Source organism: Alteromonas sp. 1_MG-2023, from assembly GCF_030547075.1.
In the GTDB taxonomy this organism is placed as follows: domain Bacteria; phylum Pseudomonadota; class Gammaproteobacteria; order Enterobacterales; family Alteromonadaceae; genus Alteromonas.
Genome location: NZ_JAUOQH010000002.1, coordinates 310,563 through 335,304, shown reverse-complemented (window position 1 = coordinate 335,304; position 24,742 = coordinate 310,563). Strand labels below are relative to the sequence as shown.

At 43.6% G+C, this 24,742-nt stretch carries 19 protein-coding genes and 1 other RNA gene; 15 read left to right on the top strand and 5 right to left on the bottom strand.

The window, feature by feature from the left end; genetic code table 11:
• The first annotated feature begins 338 nt into the window (after window positions 1-338).
• From betB to Q4561_RS03375, 5 genes are all read left to right on the top strand, one after another.
• A complete protein-coding gene (gene betB, locus Q4561_RS03395) occupies window positions 339-1,802 on the top strand; it encodes a betaine-aldehyde dehydrogenase (protein ID WP_303457589.1) in 1,464 nt (487 codons plus the stop codon).
• A complete protein-coding gene (gene betA / locus Q4561_RS03390; protein WP_303457588.1) occupies window positions 1,802-3,472 on the top strand; it encodes a choline dehydrogenase in 1,671 nt (556 codons plus the stop codon). The genes betB and betA overlap by 1 nt, the downstream gene beginning before the upstream one ends.
• A 104-nt stretch (window positions 3,473-3,576) precedes the next feature.
• Window positions 3,577-4,794, top strand: a complete 1,218-nt coding sequence (locus Q4561_RS03385) for a BCCT family transporter (protein WP_303457587.1) — start codon at window positions 3,577-3,579, stop codon at window positions 4,792-4,794.
• 70 nt (window positions 4,795-4,864) lie between these two features.
• On the top strand, window positions 4,865-7,222 hold the full coding sequence (locus Q4561_RS03380) for a TonB-dependent receptor (protein WP_303457586.1): 2,358 nt from the start codon (window positions 4,865-4,867) through the stop codon (window positions 7,220-7,222).
• 195 nt (window positions 7,223-7,417) lie between these two features.
• On the top strand, window positions 7,418-9,814 hold the full coding sequence (locus Q4561_RS03375; protein WP_303457585.1) for a CehA/McbA family metallohydrolase: 2,397 nt from the start codon (window positions 7,418-7,420) through the stop codon (window positions 9,812-9,814).
• Between the two features lie 73 nt (window positions 9,815-9,887).
• Here Q4561_RS03375 and Q4561_RS03370 read toward each other — a convergent pair whose 3' ends face one another.
• Window positions 9,888-11,081: an MFS transporter gene (locus tag Q4561_RS03370; RefSeq protein WP_303457584.1), complete on the bottom strand. Its 1,194-nt coding sequence runs from the start codon at window positions 11,079-11,081 to the stop codon at window positions 9,888-9,890.
• Between the two features lie 360 nt (window positions 11,082-11,441).
• Window positions 11,442-11,799: a transfer-messenger RNA gene (gene ssrA, locus Q4561_RS03365) on the bottom strand.
• A gap of 130 nt (window positions 11,800-11,929) precedes the next feature.
• On the opposite strand from ssrA, the gene Q4561_RS03360 reads away from it, so the two are divergent.
• Window positions 11,930-13,267: an NADH:flavin oxidoreductase/NADH oxidase family protein gene (locus Q4561_RS03360; RefSeq protein ID WP_303457583.1), complete on the top strand. Its 1,338-nt coding sequence runs from the start codon at window positions 11,930-11,932 to the stop codon at window positions 13,265-13,267.
• Between the two features lie 26 nt (window positions 13,268-13,293).
• Here the strand turns inward: Q4561_RS03360 and smpB are convergent, their stop codons facing one another.
• Entirely contained in the window at window positions 13,294-13,773 is a 480-nt protein-coding gene (gene smpB, locus Q4561_RS03355) for an SsrA-binding protein SmpB (protein ID WP_013783878.1), read from the bottom strand.
• Window positions 13,774-14,007: 234 nt separating this feature from the next.
• Here smpB and Q4561_RS03350 point away from each other — a divergent pair, with 234 nt between their 5' ends.
• Both Q4561_RS03350 and Q4561_RS03345 read left to right on the top strand, forming a co-directional pair.
• A complete protein-coding gene (locus tag Q4561_RS03350; RefSeq protein WP_013783879.1) occupies window positions 14,008-14,439 on the top strand; it encodes a type II toxin-antitoxin system RatA family toxin in 432 nt (143 codons plus the stop codon).
• Entirely contained in the window at window positions 14,436-14,807 is a 372-nt protein-coding gene (locus Q4561_RS03345) for an RnfH family protein (protein WP_303457582.1), read from the top strand. The genes Q4561_RS03350 and Q4561_RS03345 overlap by 4 nt, the downstream gene beginning before the upstream one ends.
• A gap of 210 nt (window positions 14,808-15,017) precedes the next feature.
• On the opposite strand, the gene Q4561_RS03340 is transcribed toward Q4561_RS03345, so the two are convergent.
• Window positions 15,018-15,497 (bottom strand): MarR family winged helix-turn-helix transcriptional regulator, encoded by a 480-nt coding sequence (locus Q4561_RS03340; protein ID WP_303457580.1) that lies wholly within the window; start codon window positions 15,495-15,497, stop codon window positions 15,018-15,020.
• Window positions 15,498-15,530: 33 nt separating this feature from the next.
• Window positions 15,531-17,501: a choline BCCT transporter BetT gene (locus tag Q4561_RS03335; protein WP_303457579.1), complete on the bottom strand. Its 1,971-nt coding sequence runs from the start codon at window positions 17,499-17,501 to the stop codon at window positions 15,531-15,533.
• Between the two features lie 297 nt (window positions 17,502-17,798).
• Here Q4561_RS03335 and Q4561_RS03330 point away from each other — a divergent pair, with 297 nt between their 5' ends.
• The 7 genes from Q4561_RS03330 (at window position 17,799) to Q4561_RS03300 (ending at window position 24,739) form a co-directional block, all read left to right on the top strand.
• Entirely contained in the window at window positions 17,799-20,507 is a 2,709-nt protein-coding gene (locus tag Q4561_RS03330; RefSeq protein ID WP_303457577.1) for a TonB-dependent receptor, read from the top strand.
• A 119-nt stretch (window positions 20,508-20,626) separates the two neighbouring features.
• Window positions 20,627-22,597, top strand: a complete 1,971-nt coding sequence (locus Q4561_RS03325) for a tetratricopeptide repeat-containing sulfotransferase family protein (RefSeq protein WP_303457575.1) — start codon at window positions 20,627-20,629, stop codon at window positions 22,595-22,597.
• 8 nt (window positions 22,598-22,605) lie between these two features.
• Window positions 22,606-23,139 (top strand): DinB family protein, encoded by a 534-nt coding sequence (locus tag Q4561_RS03320; RefSeq protein ID WP_303457573.1) that lies wholly within the window; start codon window positions 22,606-22,608, stop codon window positions 23,137-23,139.
• Window positions 23,140-23,219: 80 nt separating this feature from the next.
• On the top strand, window positions 23,220-23,546 hold the full coding sequence (locus Q4561_RS03315; RefSeq protein WP_303457571.1) for a YceK/YidQ family lipoprotein: 327 nt from the start codon (window positions 23,220-23,222) through the stop codon (window positions 23,544-23,546).
• Window positions 23,547-23,679: 133 nt separating this feature from the next.
• Entirely contained in the window at window positions 23,680-23,889 is a 210-nt protein-coding gene (locus tag Q4561_RS03310) for a hypothetical protein (RefSeq protein WP_303457570.1), read from the top strand.
• Window positions 23,890-24,064: 175 nt separating this feature from the next.
• Window positions 24,065-24,337 (top strand): hypothetical protein, encoded by a 273-nt coding sequence (locus Q4561_RS03305; RefSeq protein ID WP_303457569.1) that lies wholly within the window; start codon window positions 24,065-24,067, stop codon window positions 24,335-24,337.
• A gap of 117 nt (window positions 24,338-24,454) precedes the next feature.
• Window positions 24,455-24,739, top strand: coding sequence for a hypothetical protein (locus Q4561_RS03300; protein ID WP_303457568.1), 285 nt, complete (start codon window positions 24,455-24,457; stop codon window positions 24,737-24,739).
• The last annotated feature ends 3 nt before the right edge of the window (window positions 24,740-24,742 follow it).

Here is a 24,742-nt window from a genome sequence, read left to right as displayed (position 1 = left end):
TAAAAAATACACATTTCTCAGATAGAGTTGAATATCTTCTCTAGTCTTCAATACTGAATGGAACCGTTTCTTGAATTGAAATTTCGACAATTAAAGTTTCGATGATTAAAGATTCGATTGGCAGTTATATAAGGTTTTCTAGTATTTGTAGACTGCGGTGAAAACGCTATCTGTGAACGTTTTGAGCATAAATAATGGATTCAAGACCTTAATCAAACGGTATGTGTGTTATTCGAGCGATCAGGCATTGCGTAAAGTAGTAAGCATGCCTGACGAAGTAAATTTGAACAATGTTAGCGAGTTCTAATCTGCTGACAGTTATCAAAATAGGTTTTAATGTGACAACACCGGTTTATCAAAATTTTATTCATGGCCAATTCATTGCCAATAAAAGCGGCGAAACATTTGCGGTTAAAAACCCCGCTACCGACGATGTCATTTATCACGTAGAAGTGGCTGATGAGACGGTGCAAAAAGCGGCAATAGCTAGCGCAAAAGAAGGTTTTGCTACGTGGTCTGCTATGACACCGGTAGAACGCAGTCGTGTTTTATCAAAAGCGGTAGCACTACTACGCGAACGTAACGATGAACTGGCTAAAATTGAAGTGCTAGATACCGGTAAGCCTTGGCAAGAAGCCGAGTGTGTTGATGTTGTAACCGGTGCTGATGTTATTGAGTACTTTGCTGGCCTGGCTCCTACGCAAGTAGGCCAACAGCAGATGGTAGGCGAAGACTTCTACTACACACGCAAAGAGCCACTTGGTATTTGTGCAGGTATTGGCGCATGGAACTATCCATTACAAATTGCGTGTTGGAAATCTGGCCCTGCATTGGCCGCAGGCAACGCATTAATATTTAAACCTTCAGAAGAAACACCGTTAGGTGCCATTAAACTGGCTGAAATCTTCTTTGAAGCGGGCGTACCAGCGGGCGTGTTTAATGTTGTACAAGGTGCAGCAGAAGTAGGCCAATGGTTGACCCAAAACCCTGATATTGAAAAAGTGTCTTTTACTGGCGAAGTCGGCACAGGCAAAAAGGTAGTGGCTAGCGCAGCAGGTTCGTTGAAAGATGTAACTATGGAACTTGGCGGTAAATCACCATTGTTGGTGTTTGACGATGCCGACGTATCGCAAGCGGTTAGCGCTGCTATGCTGGGTAACTTTTATACCCAAGGTGAAGTTTGCACAAACTGCACACGAGTGTACGTACATAAATCTGTATACCAAGCGTTTATAGACGAACTTAAAACCCGTACTGAAGAAAACATAATTGCAGGCGACCCGCTCGACCCTAACGTAAATTTAGGCGCACTTATTTCTCAAAATCACCAAGACCTAGTGATGAGCTACATAAACAAAGGTGTAGAAGAGGGGGCGACTGTACTAACAGGCGGTACAACACTAAGCCCAGAATCTGCGCCAAACGGCTACTTTGTAGCACCTACCGTGTTTACCGATTGCACCGACGACATGACTATTGTTAAGGAAGAAATCTTTGGCCCAGTCATGAGTGTATTGGTGTTTGAAGATGAAGCCGATGTTATTCAGCGTGCAAACAATACCCATTTAGGCTTGGCTGCAGGCGTATTTACCAAAGATATTAAACGGGCACACCGTGTTATCCATAAGCTGCAAGCGGGTATTTGTTGGATAAACAGCTATGGTAATTCACCGGCTGAAATGCCTGTGGGTGGCTATAAGCAATCGGGCATTGGCCGTGAAAATGGTATTGAAACGCTAGATCACTACACACAAACCAAATCAGTATATGTGGGCATGACCGACATCGAGAGTCCGTTTTAATGAGTAAGCAAGCATATGATTACATCATAGTAGGTGCTGGCTCTGCAGGGTGTGTGTTAGCTAACCGACTATCAGAAGACGCAAATAATAACGTGCTCTTGCTAGAAACCGGCGGCAGCGATAAAAGCATTTTCATTAAAATGCCCACGGCATTGTCTATTCCCATGAATAGCGACAAATATGCATGGCAGTTTCACACCGAAGAAGAGCCGTTTCTAGATAACCGTAAAATGCATTGCCCACGAGGTAAGGTATTGGGTGGTTCCTCATCTATAAACGGTATGGTGTATGTTCGCGGCCATGCAAAAGATTTCGATGAGTGGGAAGAACACGGCGCACAAGGCTGGAACTACCAAGCTTGTTTACCTTATTTTCAAAAAGCCGAGTCTTTTTATTTAGGTAAAGATGACTACCGTGGTGGAAAGGGCCCATTAGGGGTTAATAATGGTAACGAAATGGCCAACCCTTTATACACCGCCTTTATTGAAGCGGGTCAAGAAGCGGGTTATGCCGCAACAGCCGACTATAACGCTGCTCAGCAAGAAGGTTTCGGCCCCATGCACATGACCGTAAAAGACGGTGTGCGTAGTTCAGCTAGTCGCGAATATTTAGACCCGGTTAAATCCCGTAAAAACCTTACATTAGTTACTGGTGCACTGGCTGAAAAAGTGTTGCTTGAAGGCAAAAAAGCAGTAGGTGTGCAGTACAGCGTAAACGGCAAACGCATTACAGCAACAGCCAATAAAGAAGTGGTGCTAAGCGCTGGTTCTATTGGCTCGCCGCATTTATTACAGCTTTCTGGTATTGGCGACAGCGACACCCTTAAAGCGGCAGGCGTTGACGTTAAGCACCATTTGCCAGGGGTAGGGCAGAACCTTCAAGATCACTTGGAATTCTACTTCCAGTACAAGTGCAAACAGCCCATTACGCTGAATGGCAAATTAGGGCTGATTTCAAAAGGCCTTATTGGTGCGCGCTGGATGTTTACTCGCAAAGGATTAGGCGCCACCAACCATTTTGAATCTTGTGCGTTTATTCGCTCGAAGCCAGGTGTTGAATGGCCTGATATTCAATATCACTTCTTACCAGCAGCTATGCGTTACGACGGGCGCAGTGCCTTTGATGGCCATGGTTTTCAGGTGCATGTTGGTCACAACAAGCCTAAAAGCCGCGGTGCCGTTACCATAAAAACGGCTAACCCTACCGACGCACCCAAAATTCAGTTCAATTACTTGCAGCATCAAGATGACATTGAAGGCTTTCGTGCCTGCGTGCGCTTAACCCGTGAAATCATTGAACAAAGCGCGTTTGATGATTACCGAGAAGATGAAATTCAACCGGGTAAGCATATTCAAACCGATGAAGAAATTGACGCCTTTGTGCGTCAAGCGGTTGAAAGCGCTTATCACCCGTCTTGCTCGTGCAAGATGGGTGAAGATGCCATGGCAGTAGTGAACTCCAGTACGCAAGTGCATGGTATTGAGAGCTTACGTGTGGTGGATTCTTCAATTTTCCCAACAGTGCCTAACGGTAACTTAAACGCGCCGACCATTATGGTGGCCGAAAAAGCGGCTGATTTAATACTGGGCAAGCCTGCGCTAGCACATTCATCGGTAAGCGTTGCTACATCTGCTAATTGGGAAACAGTTCAGCGCAATTCAACCATTTAACCTGAACGGCTTACACGTACCCAAGAGGCATTTTTGGGTACGCATGAAAAGTATAACAACAGGAAGAAAGATGAAGTTTTATCGATTTTTTTGGGGAGCTAGTAATGACCTTATGGCTTAATGCTGGGATCATTTTCACCCTATTGGCCATTGTGGTTATTCTCGCTAAATGGGGAAATGTGAAATGTATCGGTGTAACACCGGTGAGACTTTTCACCTTCATTGCTATCCTGTTTACCTCAGGCCTAGACGTTGGCCTAATCATGTTTCCGCTTACCGAGTTCGGTGGCTATGAGAATTTAACAGCGAACCCTGAATACGCCTTTACTAACCCTATTGCGATTGAGTTTGGTTATTGGGGCTTCCTAATATGGGGCTTTTACTTTCTTACCTGTTTTTATTTTTGCGTGGTAGAGCCTAAGGTTAAGTTTTTCGAAATACCTTTGGTTAAATTCATAAACAACGTGGTCATTATTGGCACTTGTGCATTTACCGCATTTCTACTGCTATCGAATTTACCGTGGTACTTACCGGCTATAGGCGATGGTGAGTCCATCATACCTACTTTCTATTTCATCGTGTTTGCGGCTATCTGCTTTGCTGTTTACTCCAGTACCGACATTAAGTATGTGCGGTTACTGAGCATTTCTACCACATGGTTGTTTATCGCGTTAATTGGCTTTATGTGGGCAGGGGCGTTCTTGGGAAGTGACAGCCAAATTGCTGCATTTACACATAATTTAGAGCTGATAGGCAGTTACTTTGGAAACATTGAACACTTTGTATTGCCGCTAAACGACTATCACGAGTTTTACTTATTTTGGTGGTTCGCGTGGAGCATCATGATTGGGCAGTTTACCTCGCGTTTTGTGGGTGGATTACGCACCTATCAAGTGCTAGGCGCCATGCTGATATTTCCTTCAATACCTATTGCTGTGTGGTTCAGTGTTATTTATCAATATCACGAGGCGGGTATACCTACCACAGGTTTGAAAAATTTTGCGATGGCTTTCGTGGGGATCGTGTTCGTTATTAATTCCCTAGATTCGCTTATTCGCTTGTATACAGACAATCTCAATTTAACGGTAAAGCGCTTCGGTAAATTGAAATACATTGCCATGAATGTCGCCATGCTTTCCTTGCTGACACTGCTTTTCAAATTAGAGTTTTTACAAATTCAGTGGGTAGGTGCATTAGTCATCGGCCTGTTTTTCAGCTGCGCATTCTTCATGCTGTACCGAAAACCGAAAACGGTAAGAAATATCGATAGTTCTCCTAAAGATAACGAAATCGATTTTACAAAAATAGATTCAGGGCCGTAAGAGCCTCAAATAAAAACATCACTATCAATTTAATAACAGAAAATAAAACACAACACACAACGGGAGTTTTATGAACACTTATGTGCCAAAAAAACGAAGTTTTATAACTTTGTCTGTACTTGCAGCGATGTCATTAACGTCAATGCATGCACTTGCTCAAGAAGCTGATGCGCAAGCCGCTGAAGAAGACAAAGATGTTGAATCAATATTAGTGACTGGGCGTAACGTTTCATACGCCAACAGTGCAACGTCAACTGAAATGAAAAAGCAACAGACCCCGATGACTAGTGCATTGGCGCTTATCGACAATTTGCCAGGTGTATTGGTAACTGAAGGCGACCCATTTGGTTCTGATGAATGGTCTACTACGATTTCAATTCGTGGTTTTCAGGTTAACCTAGACTCTCAGCAAATCGGGATGACCGTTGATGGCATCGCCAACGGTAACTCGAATTACGGTGGTGGTACTAAAGCCAGCCGTTATATTGATACCGAAAACTTACGTGGTACTGTGGTTTCTCAAGGTACCGCTGATATCAGTTCTCGTTCGAATGAAGCGCTAGGCGGTACGATGGATTTCACAACCATCATGCCTGCACTAGACGAGCAACTAACAGTAAGCACTACGTTTGCAGAATACAACGGTAGTAAAGTTTATGTTCGTTACGATACCGGTGAGATTGCCCCAGATACGTTTGCATGGCTTTCATTATCTACACAGCAAAATGATGATTACATGGATGGGTCGATTACCAATACCCGTGACCATTTAGAAGGTAAAATCATTAGCACAGTAGGTGAAGTAGATCTCACCGGTTATGTGAGTTACGACGATGCACAAGAATACACTTATCAGCGTGTTTATGGATTAGCACAGTATGCTCAAAACCCTGATTGGGATGGATTAACGGAAAGTTGGTCTGGCATTCCATATCAAGATCAGGTTTATCGTGGAGGATGGGTTACCGAGCGCGAGAACTTCTTCACCTACCTAAAAGCCGATTTCTCAGTGGGAAGTATCGATTTTAGTACTAACGTTTATTATCACGAAAACGAAGGTACCGGTAAGTGGAACCCATACTATATTGCTGATGTAACCGACGATGGCGCAGGTAATGCAAACTCTGAATTAGACTCATCTTCTACCGCTTATGGCGGTGCTTCACAAGGTTTAATTTACTTTGTAAATAGTGCTGGCGAAGCCTTATCACCGGTTGATGGCTGTGTAAGCTCAATCAGTTCACCTTATGGTGGTGGCGGTGCTGAAGTTGATCCAAATTGCTACGAGCAAGGCGCTCTTGCAGTAAGCTCTAATCGGCACACACATTACAACAAGAAGCGTTACGGCATAAACGGTGATTTTGTTTGGCATACAACTATTGCCGATATGGACAACGTAGTTCGTGGTGGTTTTTGGTACGAAGATTATCAGCGTGACGAATACCGCGACTGGCACAAAACCATTGATGCTTCAACTAGCGCTCGTTATGAGAACACCCCTTATTGGGTTCAGTACGACCGAGAGTTTCCGGTTGAAACACTGATGTACTATGTTGAAAACGAACTTGATGCAGGGTTCGCTAAAATTCGTTTAGGGGCAAAACAGTTTAATGTTGATGTGTCTAAAGAAGACCAATTTACCCCTGAAAATAACTTAGACATATCGTCTGACTCTGATGTACTTATTTCAGCTGGTTTCGTTGCACCTTTACCGGTTGACGGTTTAGAGCTTTTCGGTGGATATGCAGAGAACTTTGCAGCCGTTAAAGATGCTGTATTAGAACGTGACGATACTGATATCAGTACGGTAGAGCCAGAAACCGCAGACAATATCGATTTCGGTTTACGTTATTCAACGCCAGGGTTTAATGCAAGCTTAACGTATTACACGATTGAATTTGAAAACCGCATCACCTTTGTAAGTAACGAAGACGTGAATGGTATCGATTTCTTAGAATCTGCTGCAGGCGGCTACATCAATGACGGTGGTATTGAATCTGATGGTATTGAAGCATCAATTGATTACAGCATTACCGATTCACTAGGCATATATGTTTCTTATACTAAAAATGACTCAACTTACACTGATGAAGGCGTAAGCGGTAATACCGTAATAGGTTCACCAGAAGACATGGCTGTGGTTAGTTTTGATTACACCAAAGGTGATTTCTACGCTGGCTTTAGCACAAAATATGTAGGTGAGCGTTTCTTAGACCAAGCTAATACGCAAGAAACTGACTCTTACATTGTTAGTGACCTGTATTTAGGTAAAACGGCTTACGACATCGGCGGCAGCATTGACAGCGTAGAGCTAAGCTTTACGGTAAACAATGTGTTCGATGAAGATTACCTTGGTTCTATTGCGGCAAACGCTGGATGGATTGGTGCTCCCCGCATCGCTTCTTTCAACGTGCGCGTTGCGATGTAATTAGCCATAGAAAAAGCGTTAGCAATAGCGCTTTGTAATACAAAATAATAAGGCCGCAGCCAGGCTTACTGGCAGCGGCTTTATTTTGAAATGCTATCGCCTTTTTGCGCAGCTATACGTTATTTTTATGCGTTATTTCTATCTTTTTTTACGCTATTCACTCAAGCGACTTGTATTACCACATAAGGTGTTTCTATGAAGTTTTCGACGCTTAGCCCTGCATTATTGGGTATTTCATTACTGGTATCGGGTAGTCTTTTATCACATGCAAGTCATGCCTCGGTTAGTATCACAAAAGGTAAAACGGCCATTCCACACGGAAATGCCACCGCTGATAAAGATTTAACCATTCAAAACGATAAATTAGCATTTGCAATTGCAGTAGACTCCGCACCGCCGTGGGGCGTAGCAAGAGGGTGTATTGTTGATATTGCTAATGTGAAAGAGGATGGCACCCTAAGTAACGACCGTGTGGCTTTTGCCGATTTCATACCAAATAACTGGTCGAGCTGGCCCAACACCTACACCAAAATTGATATTCTTAAAGACACCGCCAAAGAAGCTGCGGTTAATATTAAAAGAGACTTCGGCGAAACTGAAGTAAGTACCACTTACCGCCTTTTTGAGGGCTCAGACCTTATTCGTGTTGAAACCACCATGACCAATAAGGGCGATAGCGATTTAGCATTGCTTTCAGGCTATACGTTATGGCCAGATTCAGGGTATAAATTTGCCGTACCAAGTGAGAAAAGCAAAACCACTGATGCCATGGAAGAAAGCCATGCCAGCGGTGACACTCATGCAACTGAAACTCAAGTAACTGAAACTCAAGCAAATAAAGTTTGGCTGGCAGACCGCTTTGTAGGTTACGGCGAAGATTGGGCAATTGCATTACATGCTCCGTACATGACTGAAGTAAAAAACCAATCGCGAGATCTCTACACCAACACTGTTTTAGAACCCGCGCAAAGTGTTAGTTTTACAGGTGACTACCAAGTACTTCCTCGCGGTAATTTAGCACCAGTAGTTAACGCTGAAATTAAACGCAAAAACCTTGATAAAGGCACGCTTCTAGGAAGGGTAACCACGCCAGATGGTAATGCCGTTGAAAAAGCTACCATAGTGGTGCTGAAAGATGATGTTCCTTACATGTGGGCTTTAGGCAATGAAAGTGAAACTAGCGAATACAGCTTCAATTTGCCTGTAGGCAACTATGAAATATATGCCACAGGAAAACGCCATTCAGACAGTAAAACTCACCAAGTAACGATTCAAAAAGACGTTGTCCAAACCCTCTCGTTTGATGAACTTAATGCGCCAGGAGAAGTTAGTTTCAATGTTTCAGATATCAAAACTAAAGGCGCAATAGACGCCAAGATTATTATCGAGAAAGGTAACCAGCCCCTTATTGAATACTTGGGCTCGCGTACCTTCTTTACAGAGCTTAATGAACAAGGACTAGCGACCTTCGCCTTAGCACCAGGTGATTACTTATTTAGCGTTTCTTATGGCGCAGGTTTTAATGCAAAGATGGATTTAAAGTCAGTTACCGTAAAAGCGAATACCACAACCAATATTGCCAGTGCTATTGACGTTGAGACGTATCCAACACAACACGGTTGGTATGCAGGCGATTTGCACCATCATGCAAACGTACTTGAAGGTTCTACATCACCTAATTATTTAGTGCGCTCACAATTAGCGGCTGGTTTGAACGTATTGTTTGTAAGCGACCACGATTCCACAAAAAACAATGACTACATTCAAACGTTGGCAGATAAGCGTGGCGTGCCCTTTATACCTTCCATAGAAGTGTCGCCTTCTTGGGGCCACTTTAATGCCTTTCCGATAGATAGCGGTGCACAGCTCAGGGTAGACCCAGGTGTAGATGATATTCATGCCATTATTGCAGATATTCGACGCATGGGAGCAACTGTTATTGCATCCAACCACCCCTACATTCCTTACGGCTATTTGAGTAGCCTAGAGAAGGGAACAGCGCCAGGTGGCTTTAATCCTAATATCGATTTATTTGAATTAAACGCGGCAGTTAATAATGAGCCGACCATCAACAAAGCGCATCAATTTTGGAACGAAGGTTTACCGTATTATTTCACCGCAGGGTCGGACACCCATGATGTGTGGAATCAAGAAAGTGGCTTGAACAGGTTGTTCGTTTACACGGGCGGCAAACCCAATGCAAAAGCCTTCGCGCAAGCAGCAAAAGATGGCCATTCTTATGTATCTTACGGCCCAGTCATTTACCCTAAGAACGTAATGTTTGGCGATACAATGAAGCTTGCCAAGGCACAAACGCAAACCATTAGTTTCGATTTGGTGGCGGTAAATGGCCTAAAGTCTGTACGATTAATTGGTAGTGATAGCACAGCCACAACTACCGCAACCAATAAGCAAAGAGCCGTGAACAGCGTAGTGCTTGAAAATAAAACGCTTACTGGGGATCACGAATCCGTTAGCTTTGAAGTTCCACAAGCCTCTGGCTGGGTAGCGTTAGTGGTAGAAGATAACGAAGACCGCAAAGCCTATACCAATCCTATTTGGCTTGAGTTGGTTGATGAGAGCCAATTTTAATTGATAGTGAAAATGGGGTAGGAAATTGGGTCAGAGTACATTATAGAAAAATGTACTCTGACCCCTTTATTTGTTAACTAGTAGCAAGGCTGGGATTGCGATTACGCAGTTGTAAATAACTAAGCGCCCACATAATAAAGCCACCAAAGAACAACATAGCTGATACGTAGCCAGTTTCATTGAAACTAGCGCCTGATGCCAACAAAGCGCCGCCTAACATCGGGCCAATGGCATTTGCCGTATTAAATGCGCATTGCACTAAAGCGCCTATCATTGCATGCCCCGTGGGTGAAACATCTAACAACATCGACTGAATAACGGCGGCTAAGCCAACACTTGCGCCAAGTAGAAACACAGTAAGGTAAAGCCACCAAATATTACTTGCAGCAAATACATACATGAGAGATACGCCAACGCTGCACAACAGCGCAATACCAGTGGTGCGAATAGGTGACTTATCAGCAAGTTTACTAATAAACCAATTACCGATAGTGGTACCAATACCGAACATCATCATGGCAACCGAAATGGTTACCTCAGGTGAGTTGGTTACGTTTAATATGGTATCGGCAAGGTAGGTATAAATACAAAACACACCCCCAAAGCCAACAAATATGATGCCTGAAATTGACCATACGAGTTTGTTCTTAAGTACGCCAAACTCTTCTCGTAAGTTCGATGGGGTAGTGATTGGACTGCTTGGTACCAAGAAATAGATGAGTACAATAGTAACAAGTGCAAGTACCGCCACTAGCGCCATACACACTCGCCAACTCATGTTTTGCCCAATTAGCGTTGCCATGGGCACACCCACAATAGTGGCGATGGTTAATCCAGCAAACACCATCGACATGTAACTGGCACGCTTACCAGCAGGGGCCATACTCGCGGCAATCAATAACGCGGTTCCAAAGTAAGCGCCGTGGGGCAAACCAGACAACACGCGATAAAATACCAACTCAGGCAAGCTGGAAGCGATAGCACTTAAGCCATTAGCTATACACATCATTGCTGCAAAGATGATTAGCGAAGTGCGCCTGTTGGTCTTGTTGGTAAGTAACATAAATGACGGTGCGCCAATGACTACACCTATTGCATAACCGCTTATTACATTGCCGGCCATAGATGGCGTAACATCGAAACTTTCAGCGATTAAAGGCAACATCGACATAGATGAAAACTCTGTGAGCCCTAACACAAACGTGCCAAGCGCCATCACTAAAATAGGCCAAACTACGGCGCTTCGGTTTGAAGGTGATGCAGACATAAATACCTTATAGATTTGATGGCGACCAATTATGTGAAGTATGCAGGCCCATCAATAACAAATACGTTTTGAAAAATTGTGCAATATAAATAGGCAGCGAATCTACGCTAACCTTCTGTATGGCAACTTGATAAAAATTTGGTGTAGAGGAATATTTTGAATCAAAGTGGGCCTAATTAACAAAACGAAAACAGGCAGCAACATTGAGTTTTTTATTATGCGGCAATTATACGCGACTAATGCATCATATTTCTATTGCTAGCACCACAGATAGCCTAGTTTTAAAGCTCAAATGACAGGTTTACTTTTTTGTTTACCCATAAAATGCAAAAAGCCCCTAAAAAGGGGCTTGATACGAATTGGTGGAGCTGGCGGGATTTGAACCCGCGTCCAGAAAATGTCTACCTTTGGTACTACATGCTTAGTTTGTCTTTTCTTTAACTACTTTAGACCCCGACAAACAGGGTTCTTGGTAGCTGTCCCGATACTATTTCGCGGTTCAACCTCAGGAGAGTTTCCCTCGCTAGTTTGCTTGGATGACCTTCCGAATCCACGCTAGCAAACAAAGCTGTGGTGGAAGGGCCTATACCGGTTATTAAGCGGCTAGTGCGTAGTTTTCGTCGTTTGCGACTATTTGTATGCGGCTTTTTTAAGAGGCCAGCCGCACCTCTGCATGCACCTCCGGCTTCCAAGATCCTGTCGAATCCTAATCAGCCCCGAGTGTGAAAACGCAGTATAACATAACTTGCTTGCGGTTAAATGATTTCTTTATATTTTGCTTTCAAAAGATGCATTTATCGTCAATAAGCATTAAAGTGTACCGGCTTAAAATTACAATTGATGTGCCAATGCCTTCTGACTCAATAATTTATACTCCTTATACCTTACCTTGCGGGGTAGTGGTACGTAATCGCCTTGTAAAAGCAGCGATGGAAGAGAACATGTCGAGTGCTGGCAGTCTACCTGGCAGTGCGCTGTACACCCTTTATCGATATTGGGCGCATGGTAACTTGGGCATGGTCATTACGGGTAACGTGATGGTCGATCGTGAATCGATGACGGGCCCGGGCGGCGTTGTGCTAGACAAAGATTCCCCCTTAGAACCTTTCGAGCGCTGGGCTAAAATTATCAAATCAAATGGCGCGCTGGCGGTGATGCAAATTAATCACCCTGGTCGTCAGGTATTTAAAGCTATGCAGGGCAAAGCAATTGCGCCTTCTGCGATACCACTTGATATGGGGAAACACTCAAAATTGTTTGCCGTACCCAAAGAAATGACCTGCCAAGACATTCACGATGTGTGCAAACGCTTTGTTGAAACCGCAGTGCAAGCTCAAAAAGCTGGGTTTGATGGCGTTGAAATTCATGCGGCGCACGGGTATTTACTCACGCAGTTTTTATCGCCGCTAACTAATCAGCGACAAGACGAGTGGGGCGGTTCTATTATTAACCGTGCCCGTTTGCTAATTAATATTGTTAGCCAAATTCGTGCGGTATGCCCAAGTGGCTTTATTGTTATGGTTAAACTGAATTCTGCTGATTTTCAGCGCAACGGATTCAGTTTTGATGATGCCTGTGAAGTAGTACGCCGTTTAGAAGCGTTAGGTGTTGATGTAGTGGAATTGTCTGGTGGCAGTTACGAAGCACCTGCTATGCAAGGGCAAACCCGAGACGATACTACCCTTGCACGTGAAGCCTACTTCTTGGAATTTGCGCACACCCTTGAAACTAAAACTGATATTCCGTTAATGACAACGGGCGGAATTAAGCGAGCTGAAGTGGCTGAAAAAGTGATTCAGCAAGGTTGTTCATTGGTGGGGTTAGCCAGTGCGTTGGCTATTACACCTGATTTAGCCAAGAAGTGGCAGCAAGAATGGCGTTATTCCGGTGTTATTCCGCATTGTACGTGGAAAGATAAATCGTTAGCTAGCTTGGCAAACATGGCTATGGTACGCCGTCAGCTTAGGCGTTTAGGTAATAACTTAACCACCTTACGTTCGCCTTCGCCATTGTGGAGTTTGGTTCTTGATATGATGCACCGCAAATCGATGACCAAGCGTGACGTTAATGCTAAAAACGGCAGTGTACAACTTACAAGTCAGTCAAGTAACAGCGTTAGCACTAGTAGTACAGATAGCGTAAATGACGTTGGCGTGCAGCAGCCCAAAAGCCAGTCCAGAAGATAAGGGCTAGCTAAAAGTAAAACACAGCGTTAAACGCTGTGTTTCATCATTCTTTCTTTCTGACGTTGCCAGTCTTGATCTTTTAGCGAGTCTCGTTTGTCTCGCTCATGCTTACCTTTGGCAAGATTGATTTCTAACTTAACCCAGCATTTCTTCCAATACATGGCAGTGGCCACAATAGAGTAACCTTGTCGGTCTCTTGCGCCCATAAGTCGGTCTAGTTCGCGCTTTTTCAATAATAATTTACGCGCACGTTCGGGTTCACACACAACGTGAGTAGAGGCTTGGTTTAACGGGCTAATGCGACAACCTACCAAATAAGCTTCGGCATTCTGAATAATCACGTAGCAATCGGAAATGTTAACCTTACCGGAGCGAATACTTTTAATTTCCCAGCCTTGAAGCTGAATACCTGCTTCAAATTTGTCCTCTAAGAAATAGTCATGACGCGCTTTTTTGTTTTGCGCGATAGTACCTGTGGTGTTTTTGTTGGCTTTATTCTTTTTCATGCTCGCTATTATACTGATTGCTGTATGAATGTCTGTATACCCATCACAATATTTATTAGTTCATTTACTAATATTTAGTGTTCACTCTAGCGCTCACCCAATAACGCGAGGGTATTGTATCCTTACATAACGATGTGGGGGCGAAACGGAAAAAGCGAAGATGAGAGAAGGGTTTTTTCTGTGGTATTTTTTCTATGATATAATGCGCCTTTCGATATTTATATAGTGAAGTACATGGCGAGTATACAACGCAGTGCATTGGTAGCACACAGCGCCCAGGCTATGTTCGACTTGGTAAACGATGTTGCGGCCTATCCGCAGTTTCTACCAGGTTGTCGAGACAGCAAGGTTCTAGAAGCATCTGGCGAAAATATGAAAGCCTCATTGCTAGTGGCAAAAGCAGGTATTAAACAATGGTTCACTACCCATAACGAACTTGAACCAGGTAAGCGTATTGACATGCAGCTAGTCGATGGGCCGTTTCGCTATTTAACCGGCGGATGGACATTTTCTGCGTTATCAGACGAAGCGTGTAAAATAGAGCTAAATCTTGAGTTTGAATTTACCAATAAGTTAGTAGAAATGGCATTTGGTAAAATCTTCAACAATTTGGCAGCCAATATGGTTGTTGCGTTTACTGAGCGTGCTAGGAGTGTTTACGCGTGAGTGAAGGCTTAATGCAGATTGAAGTGGCTTATGCACTTCCTACTAAGCAATCTTTGGTAGATGTGGCGATAAAAGAAGGCGCAACCGTAGAAGAAGTAATTCAAGCGTCGAATCTACTTAATGAATACCCAGATATCGATTTATCTAGCACGAAGGTGGGCATATGGAGCAGGGTAGTTAAGTTACGCGATACTGTAAAAGATGGCGACAGGATAGAGATTTATCGCCCGCTTATTGCCGACCCGAAAGAAATAAGAAAACGCCGTGCCGAGAAAGCCAAAGAAGAAGGCCGCGCTGATAAAGTCACTGGTGGCCGGGTAAACCCTTTGAAGGCTGCTGATAAACAAGCTGACAAGCAATCTGATTAGAGCCCTGATTTGTGCGCTAATTTTAAACGCTAATTTACACTATGACCTAATGTTAGATTAAAACCCATCAAATAAACGCTTCGCACTTTCGCAAAAAGCTTTTATAAGTACAAAAAACAGCCAGCATAAGCTGGCTGTTTTGTTTTTTCTAGTTTCGTTTTGTCGTAAGCACTGCGTAAGCCAGTTAACTCAAACAGTATTCACTTCGCTCTAGTTAGGTTTTTCCGAAATACTACCAAGCTCAAGAAACGGCGATGCATCAATATCTTCTGCATCCATCATGCTCGCAATTCGCTGAACGGTAGCAACCATCTGGCTTTGCTCCCATTCTTTTAGCTGCGAAAAGCGCTCCACGAAGTGTTCTTGTAGTGGGCGAGGGGCATTAACCACTGCCACTTTTCCCTTTTCTGTAAGGAACACGCCTACTTTACGCTTATCTTGCGTACTACGGATACGGGTTGCTAAATCTCTGCCTTCAAGGCGATCAAGTATGTTGGTAATGGTAGCAGGGCTTAGGTTTATGTTTTCAGCGATTTCTCGCACCATAATACTAGGCTTTTCCTGAATATTTTGCATTACCAACAATTGTGGGCCTGTAAGCCCAACATGCTTGCTCAACTGTTTGCTGCGCAAATCTACAGCGCGGATCACGCGCCGTAGTGCAACCAACAATTCTTCTTCTTTTCGCATTTTATTCCTAATAAATCTGCAACCCTAACCCGGCTAATTAAGCAAATGGATAAAGTGTTGATGCTTTTGAAACTGATCAATCACGTCATTAATCACTGAGATTTTCGACCATCCCATAATGTCGTAGTTCTGACCACCTTCACTTAAATGAACTTCTGCGCGATAGTACGTGGGCTTCTCGCCTTCGTCTACCTCTTGTAGCTCACTTGGGCCAAATTCTGGCTGATGAGTCGCCGTGGGGTACACTGCGTATACAAAATCAGGGTCGCTACCCATGGTTACCGTTAGCATAAGTGCTTCTTCGGTTTCATCAATCAAAATCTCAAATTGCTGAGTTTCAAACTCTTTACCTACTTCCGACATGGCAGGCTTAACAATTTTTTGCATGTAGCGTTTAACGGCATTTTCATCTGGGAAGGTTACGATGTTCTCTAATCGGTCTTTCCAGTTCTTATCACCATCATTATGCTGCGGTGTACCGGCCAGCACTTGTAGGCTTTCACGCTTATACGCTTCTACCCGTAGTGCTTTCAACAGCCCTGCAATCGCTATAAGCAATACTATTGCGAAGGGTAGCGCCGAAGCAATGGTCATGGTTTGAAGTGCCCCCAAACCACCAGCATAAAGCAGAACTGCACTTACCACACCAACACCAACGGCCCAGTAAATTCGCTGCCACAATGGCGTGTCGTTTCTACCGTGCGAACACAGCATGTCTACTACCATAGCGCCGGAATCGCACGATGTTACGAAGAACACTATCACCATTATGACGGCAATAAAGCTTAATATCGACGAGAATGGGAACTGCTCTAAGAACACGAATAGGGCGACTGCACTATCCTCGTTGACCATGGTGGCTAATATATCCTTACCATGCACTAATACTTGGTCGATGGCACCATTACCAAATACAGTCATCCAGAAAAGCGTAAACGCAGATGGGATAAGTAATACACCCATGATGAACTCACGAATGCTACGGCCATAAGAGATGCGGGCAATGAACAAGCCTACAAACGGTGCCCATGCTAGCCACCAGCCCCAATAGAAGATGGTCCAGCCACCAATCCAATCGGTTTTGTCATAAGCGAATAAGTTGAAGGTATTTCTAACTAAGTCAGATAGGTAAGCTCCCGTATTTTGCATGTAGGCTTGAAGCAAAAATACTGTTGGCCCTAATACTAAAACAATAAGAAGCAGTAAAATGGCTAAAACCATATTGGTTTCAGACAGGATACGAATACCTTTATCTAACCCCGTCGCAACCGAAATAACCGCTAAGCCAATTACGCCAGCCATTATTAAGATTTGTACGGTGGTATTTGAAGGTAAGCCGAATAAGTAATTGAAGCCGGCATTAACTTGTGATGCACCTAACCCTAGTGATGTTGAAACACCAAATACGGTAGAAGTAACGGCAAAAATATCGACAACATGGCCTGGCCAACCGTAAATTTTGTCGCCAATTAAGGGGTAAAGTGCTGAACGCAGTGTTAACGGCAGGTTCTGTCGATACGCAAAATAGGCCAATATTAATGCCACCACAGCATAAATTGCCCAAGCATGAACCCCCCAGTGGAAAAAGGTGGTTTTCATGGCTTCGCGCACAGCATCAATACTTTCAGCTTGCGCCGTCGGTGGTGCTAAAAAGTGCATTAGAGGCTCGGCAACGCCAAAAAACATAAGTCCAATACCCATACCGGCAGCAAACAGCATAGATAACCAAGTAGTGAACTTAAATTCTGGTACGGCGTGGTCGGGGCCTAGCTTAATTTCGCCATAGCGGGACATGCCTAGATAAACCACAAATAACAGTACGATTGCCACCGTAAGTACATAGAACCAACTGCCATTTGTCACAATGACGGCTTGAATGGTTTTGAAAAGTGAATCCGCGGTTTCAGGCAAGGCTGCTGCAAAAATGAGCAGGCAGGCTATAATTATGGAAGACGTGTAAAACACGGGCTTATTTAAAGGTGATGTGTTCTCAGTTTCGCTCACGCTAGTACTAGTCCTTTCTCTTTTCTGTCGAATTAGAGTTGTTACGGTGAAATATACCGCAAGGAACAACTTTTATAAACTTTGATTATAATTATTAGAACTGATTCTTTAATTGAATGGTGTGTTTATAATTCCACGTTATAAATAGAGGGAAAACTAAAGTATAAGTGACTAAATAATCGTTAGAGTAGAAATTAATCTTCGTTTATGGGTTAATAGATATGATATTTTTGATAAGTGTTTTAAGTAAACACAGTTCAAAGAATAAAAAATCACCTAATAGGGAAAACACACATTATGCGTAAAACTCAGCTTAGCTGTGCAATTGTTGCTGCATTGGCATCTACACCGTTGCTCGCTCAAGAATCTGAAGCGCCAGCGAAACTTGAAACTATAGAAGTTACAGCCACTAAACGCGCCGAATCTATCCAAGACGTACCTGTCGCCGTTACCGCACTTAATGGTAAAGCACTCGAAAATTTAGGCATTGATAACTTTCAAGACTACGTTGAATTCCTACCAAACGTAGTGTTTCAGGGTACAGGCCCGGGCCAAAACGAAATATATATTCGTGGCGCGGCAACTACCCAATCAAACATCATGTTGTCTTCAGTTCAAGCATTACAACCTTCTGTTGCTTTCTATGTAGATGAACAGCCTGTATCAATGGCCGGTCGTAACCTAGACGTGTACGCTACTGACGTTGCCCGTGTTGAAGTATTACCTGGGCCACAAGGTACTTTGTTCGGTGCTAGCTCACAGGCAGGCACAATTCGTTTGATCACGAATAAACCCGACCTAAACAGTTTTGGTGCTGGTTTTGATACCAACATTGGTTTCACCAAGGGCGGTGAAATGAGTAACTCGGTAACGGCTTACTTCAATATGCCGCTTACCGACAAGCTTGGTTTCCGTGTTGCCGCTTATAACGATAAGCAAGGCGGCTGGATTGATAACGTGATGAACGTTCCAGGTGAAGGTGGTTACATTGGTAGTGCGGTAGTTATCGACCGTATCTCTGGTGGCCCACTTGCTGACCCTGTTGCTATGGATCAAAACCGCGTAACTAGCCCTGGCGTTAACTCAAACGAAGAAGCGTCTGTTGTATCGCCGCAAAACGATGCGTTAGTAGAAGATGACTTCAACGATGCAATCTACACGGGTGCACGTTTCGGTCTACTGTATGAATTCAACGATGACTGGGATTTGTTGGTTCAGCACACCCAGCAAACATTAGATACTGAAGGTGTATTTGCTTACGACCCAACTCTTGAAGGCGAAAGCTCAGCGCTTCGTTTCGCTCAAGAAGAAAACAAAGACGAGTTTGGCTTAACAACGTGGACATTAGAAGGTCGTTTAGAAAAACTAGACCTTGTGTACACAGGTGGTTATTTAGATCGTGAAATTGATACACTAGCAGATTACACGGGTTACACGAATGGTGGTGCTTTCGCAGCTTACTATGTGTGTAATCACTATGAATCAGGTGTTGAAGCTGAAGATCAGCGTTGTTTAGATCCAACCAAATACTTTAAAGAAGACACCACCACAACCCGTTCAACTCACGAGCTGCGTTTTGTGACTACCATGGATACACCGTGGCGTGTAACCGCTGGTTTGTTCTATGACGATCAAGAAGTGGCAACAGTAGGGCAGTTTAAAATTGCCAATACTGACGGCGAGCTAACCCAATACGGTTTTAACAACCTACAAAGAACATTAGTAGGTACCGACGGTATTAATAGCGACGGCGGTCCATTCCCATCAGAAATTAGCTTTGTTAACGATATTACTCATACCGTTGAACAAGTTGCTGTGTTCGGTCAGTTTGAGTACGACATTACCGATTCACTAACGGCAAGTGTTGGCGCACGTTGGTATCAAATTGATGATAAGTACACAGGCTCTACTACAACCGTAGACGTAACTCGTCGAGTACAAGCATTTGGTTCACTAGACCCAGATGAGCTAGCTGCCGTTGGCCTAGACCCTGATGCAGTAAGTGCTGCTATCGCCAGTGGTCAGCTAGAAACTGACTTATTGGGAAGCGATGGTGTACTAACCGTTGACGATACCATCTTCAAATTCTCACTTGATTGGAAAGTGAACGACGACGTTCTATTGTTTGCTAACTACTCTGAAGGCTTCCGTCCGCCGGTAACTAACCGTGTTGGTGGTGGTTTAGCGAAAAACCAAAGTGGCGCGTTTGAAGGTTTCCGTATTCCGGTATACTCAACAACAGATACCCTTGATAACTACGAGTTAGGCGTTAAAGGTGACTTCTTAGACGGCATTTTACGTGTAAACGCTACGGCGTATTACTCTGAAATTACTGACTTACAAACGTCACGTTTCGACCCAACTAACATCTCTTTCTTAGTATTTACCGACAATGTAGGTGATGCAGAGATTCAAGGTTTAGATGCTGACATTACTTGGTTAGCTACAGACGACCTAGTAATTAACGCTGCGTTTAGCTTACTAAGTACTGAATTGACTAGCGTGAACTCAGAACTTGAAGGCATTGCAGCGGGTGTAGGCTCTGAACTACCTTACTCTGCAGGCTTCTCTGGTAACATTAACGCACGTTACTTTTTCGAATTAGAAGGCGACAAGCGTGGTTACGTGAATGGCTCTATAAGCTACACCGGCGATCGTTACGCTGGTATGGTAATGGATGCCTACGTAATGGAAGATGCAACGCAGCTTATTTACGGCACAGGTTCTGGCCTTAAAATTGAGAAGCATGCTGACGTTTACGAAGGCGTAACTTATACCGACTCTAACGGTGACGTATTTGAAGGCGGCCGTTATGTACAAGAGTCATACATGCTGGCTAATTTAGCCGTTGGTGTAACTAACGATGTATGGAAAGCCGAGCTTTATGTCGATAACGTGTTTGATGAAAGCGCGATATTAAATATTGATACTCAGCAGTTTACACCTAAGGTAGTAACGAATCGCCCACGTACAATTGGCGTGCGCTTTTCTTACGATTACTACTAAACACAAGTTGTGTAATCTGACTTTGGTGTAATTTGAACTTCATGTAATATGTTACACCTACCTAAAACGGCATGCCTTAGGGGATGCCGTTTTTTTATGTTTTTAGGCATGCTGTATTTATGAATTCACAAGAACAACAAACCCTTACTGCACTAAAACAAAGTTTAATGCAGTCTAATCATCAGCATGTTATTGCGCAAAGTAAGCAGTTTCTGAATGCTAAACCCAGCGAAGACGCTACCCGCGAAGCCATGTATGTAATGGCAGTGGCGTACCGACTTGCCGGAGAGATTAAAAGCGCAATAAGTACACTGTTGCATCTTGTCGAGATATTTCCTGATTACGGCAGAGGCTTTCAAGAGTTGGGCTATTGTTATGCACGCAATGCCGGCCATAACGATGCTGCCAATGCTTTTTACCAAGCTACACGGTTTAATCCCGCACTTGTTGCCGCATGGCAGCAGTTAGAGGCCGTATACAAGCGAGACAATCAACCTCAAGCTTTGGCACTCGCACAACAACACATTAGTTTCCTGCAAAGTCTGCCCAAACCATTACTTGGCGCACATGACTTAATGCACGAAGGCCAGTTGCGTAAAGCAGAACAGGTATGCCGTCAGTTTTTAGCCAAAAACAAGCATCACCCTGAAGCCATGATGCTATTGGCAGAATTAGGTGTGCAGTTAAAGGTATATCATGATGCCGAGTTTCTATTAGAAAGCTGTGTTGCGCTTTACCCCGACAATGATAAAGCCCAAGCGGCTTACCAAGGGTTACTGGCAAAACTGGGCAAATTCCCGCAGGCGGCAAAAGTGGCGCGAGCGCGCTTAGCACAACAACCAGAAAGCTTTTCCATAAAAGTAAGCTTGGCCCATGCGCTAGTGGGTGTTGGTGAATTGGACGAAGCCATTGGTATTTATCAAAGTTTACTTGCCGATAAGCAAGATCGCCCCGCACTGTGGGTTGCGCTAGGCCATGCATTAAAGGCCAAAGGCGATGTGAAAGAGGCAATTGCTTCTTACGAAAAAGCCGCCGTGTTCGCCCCTGATTTTGGCGACGCGTACTGGAGCTTAGCTAATACGAAAACCTATCGTTTTGATGATAACGCTTTGGCGGCAATGCAGAAGCAAGAAGCGTTAGATACTACAAAGCTAGACGATAGAATTCACCTTTGTTTTGCGTTAGGCAAAGGCTTTGAAGATGCCAAGCAGCCTCACAAAGCATTTGAGTATTATAACAAGGGCAACACCTTGAAAAAGCGTACTCATCGCTTTGATATTGCTCGCACCGAAGCGGCGCTTGAAGCGCAAGCATCGGCTTGTGATGCAGAATTAATGAGTGAGTTCAGCGGCTGTGATGCGCCAGATCCTATTTTTATTGTTGGATTGCCACGCGCGGGTTCAACCTTGCTAGAGCAAATTTTGGCTTCCCATTCCATGGTGGATGGCACTATGGAACTACACGATATTTTAGGCATTGCGTCTAGCTTAAGTAATCAGAAGAAAGCGTACCCGTACAATCTTGCCGATTTATCTGATGAAGCGTGCATTGCCCTTGGCGAGAAATACATGGCGCAAACCCAAGCTTACCGTCAATCTGCGCCTTTCTTTATTGATAAAATGCCCAATAACTTTGTGCATATTGGGTTTATAAAGCGTATTTTGCCAAACGCAAAGATTATCGATGCTAGGCGAGACCCCATGGATTGCTGCTTTAGTGGCTTTAAACAGTTATTTGGGGAAGGTCAGGAGTTTAGCTACTCCTTAGATGATATTGGCCGTTATTATTGCGCTTATGAAAAGCTAATGGACCACTGGCATTCTGTATTGCCCGATCACATTCTAACCGTGCAGCACGAAGATGTGCTTGATGATTTAGAAGGGCAAGTACATCGCATTCTTGATTTTTGCGGACTGCCATTTGAACCTGCTTGTTTGTCGTTCTATGAAACCAAACGGGTAATTAAAACTCCCAGTTCGGAACAAGTACGCCAGCCTATATATAAAACCGGTATGCAGCAGTGGAAGCCTTTTGAAGGCTACTTAGATGAACTTAAGCTAGCATTAACTAAACGAAGCGACATGTCTTAGGAACGTTTATGTCTTTAAAAAATAGCTTCACATTGATGGCTCAATACAATCAGTGGATGAATGAGTCTGTTTATTCAGCGGCATCGCAATTGAGTCCAGCCGAATTGAGTGAAGATGTGGGGGCTTTTTTTGGATCTATCTTAGGCACGCTTAACCACATATTGGTTGCCGATATTATCTGGCTTCAACGATTTGCACAGCATCCTGATAGGTTCAGCGAGCTAAGCGTCGTGATGGCAATGCCGCTTCCTAAAAAGCTAGATGAAACCCTTTTTGACGATATAGCGTTACTACGCGATCAAAGAGTGAAAGTAGATGAGGCTATTTTGGCCTTCGCTAATGCCTTATCAAGTGAAGTGCTTACCACTGACTTGCCATTTCAAAATACTGCGGGCATGCCACATACGAAAAATTTCGGTCAACTTATACAACACCTATTTAACCATCAAACACATCACCGCGGGCAAATTACTACGTTACTTTCTCAACGTGGTGTAGATGTGGGGGCTACCGATTTGCTGGAGCTAATACCTGCGTTATAGTTTCTGCTATCAATTTCGCACTAACATCGACTGCATTAAGTGACCCCCAATTCAACAGTATTAAATGGAATTAGTAGTATATGAAAATTTTGTCTCTCGCCATCTTATCTTTAGCGTGTTGCTCTTGTGCCACTGTGAAAACAATTTCTCCTGACAACAACCATGTTCAAATTGAACATCAAGGCAAGAAAAGCTACTGCGAAGAAATTCCTCGTGTATACAGTGGGTTCTCATACAATGTATGTTTGTTAAACGGTGAACCAAGCCGCCGGGAAAATATCGGTTCTACGGTTGGGAAAGTCCCTTTCTTTGTTATTGATGCGGCGTTTTCTATTGTGGCAGACACGATTGTTATTCCTTACACGGCGGTCCAGCAAATTGATAAAGGCAATATTGAGGTCAACTAAGCTGGAAGTTTCATTATATTTTTAATACTTCTACCGTTAACGTAAAGATATGCATGTCTGTGTAAAGGTGATTGTAAAATTACAATTGCTTTCGCTATGTTAGAGGTCACAAGAGTTTAAAGGGAATTTTGTTATGAATATCAACGCTACATGGATAGGGCAAATCATTTTCGTATTAGCTTTGCTGATGGCTGCACTGGGCTATTACTTAGGCAAGCGAAAAACCCAATCACCTATTCTTACCTCTGTGGTGGCGTTCTTTACGGCGCTCATACCACCTATAGCACTTGTTTTCCTAATTGCTTTAGTGCTCAAAAATGATGTGAAAACGTCAGAAACATAATTTTGAGTTAACTAGATAGAAACCCACAACATATCCCGTTACACCTTAGCCTTTGTTAGTATGGCTTTTATTGTCTAATCTGGTATTGAGTTTATAGGTGTGGGGTGACTGATTCTAATTCACCCTGAGCATCTATAAGCAGCTTAATAACCCTTACATACACTAAGGAAAGACAATGGAAGAAGTTATCGTAGGAGAAGTAGCCAAAGGCCTTTTTAGGGTAATCGGCTACCTCGTTATGGAATTCTTTTTTTGGACTATTTGCTATTGGATAGGTTGGCCTATTTGCAGGGCAGTGACCTTTGGTGCATATCCAAAACAAAATAATGTCAGTGAAGAGGGAAGTTTTGGTGGCAGTAGTAGTAATCAGCACAGCGGGGCCTGGTGTGCGTTGGTCGGTCTAGCCGTGGTTGTTTCAGTTTTCTTCTTTGTTATAACTCACTTTTAATAGCCAGCGTTTACGATAGTTAGCGTTAATTACATCTTTATTAGTAAATAACCTGCGACATTGAACAGGTTACATGCAATGCTCTAGGCATTAGAACAATTACCTATCAGAGCTATTATGAATTTAGATAAGTCGACAAAACGCATCGCCAAAAGAGTTAAGAAAGGGTTTCAAGGTTACCCGCAAATTACGTTAACCTATTACGGCGAAACGCCAGAGTGTGCCAATGAAGTCGTAATGGGTTTTATTGCCGACGAAGGTGTAGCACCTCAAGAGCAAAAATTCGCAAGCACAACCGATGCAAGAACCGATGAAACTATTCAAACTACACTATTGAAGGTTATTGAACGGGCAGACGCCAAAACGGTTACCGAAACAGAAGGTGTGCTTACCCCGAAATAGGCC

What these genes read in the sequence shown, in the direction of transcription:
- Q4561_RS03340 (WP_303457580.1), bottom strand. Translation starts at nt 15,497, where the DNA reads ATGCGAAAAGAAGAAGAATTGTTGGTTGCACTACGGCGCGTGATCCGC.
- Q4561_RS03360 (WP_303457583.1), top strand. Translation starts at nt 11,930, where the DNA reads ATGCCTTCTGACTCAATAATTTATACTCCTTATACCTTACCTTGCGGG.
- Q4561_RS03315 (WP_303457571.1), top strand. Translation starts at nt 23,220, where the DNA reads ATGAAAATTTTGTCTCTCGCCATCTTATCTTTAGCGTGTTGCTCTTGT.
- Q4561_RS03320 (WP_303457573.1), top strand. Translation starts at nt 22,606, where the DNA reads ATGTCTTTAAAAAATAGCTTCACATTGATGGCTCAATACAATCAGTGG.
- Q4561_RS03375 (WP_303457585.1), top strand. Translation starts at nt 7,418, where the DNA reads ATGAAGTTTTCGACGCTTAGCCCTGCATTATTGGGTATTTCATTACTG.
- Q4561_RS03300 (WP_303457568.1), top strand. Translation starts at nt 24,455, where the DNA reads ATGAATTTAGATAAGTCGACAAAACGCATCGCCAAAAGAGTTAAGAAA.
- Q4561_RS03325 (WP_303457575.1), top strand. Translation starts at nt 20,627, where the DNA reads ATGAATTCACAAGAACAACAAACCCTTACTGCACTAAAACAAAGTTTA.
- smpB (WP_013783878.1), bottom strand. Translation starts at nt 13,773, where the DNA reads ATGAAAAAGAATAAAGCCAACAAAAACACCACAGGTACTATCGCGCAA.
- betA (WP_303457588.1), top strand. Translation starts at nt 1,802, where the DNA reads ATGAGTAAGCAAGCATATGATTACATCATAGTAGGTGCTGGCTCTGCA.
- Q4561_RS03370 (WP_303457584.1), bottom strand. Translation starts at nt 11,081, where the DNA reads ATGTCTGCATCACCTTCAAACCGAAGCGCCGTAGTTTGGCCTATTTTA.
- Q4561_RS03330 (WP_303457577.1), top strand. Translation starts at nt 17,799, where the DNA reads ATGCGTAAAACTCAGCTTAGCTGTGCAATTGTTGCTGCATTGGCATCT.
- Q4561_RS03310 (WP_303457570.1), top strand. Translation starts at nt 23,680, where the DNA reads ATGAATATCAACGCTACATGGATAGGGCAAATCATTTTCGTATTAGCT.
- Q4561_RS03305 (WP_303457569.1), top strand. Translation starts at nt 24,065, where the DNA reads ATGGAAGAAGTTATCGTAGGAGAAGTAGCCAAAGGCCTTTTTAGGGTA.
- Q4561_RS03385 (WP_303457587.1), top strand. Translation starts at nt 3,577, where the DNA reads ATGACCTTATGGCTTAATGCTGGGATCATTTTCACCCTATTGGCCATT.
- Q4561_RS03380 (WP_303457586.1), top strand. Translation starts at nt 4,865, where the DNA reads ATGAACACTTATGTGCCAAAAAAACGAAGTTTTATAACTTTGTCTGTA.
- Q4561_RS03350 (WP_013783879.1), top strand. Translation starts at nt 14,008, where the DNA reads ATGGCGAGTATACAACGCAGTGCATTGGTAGCACACAGCGCCCAGGCT.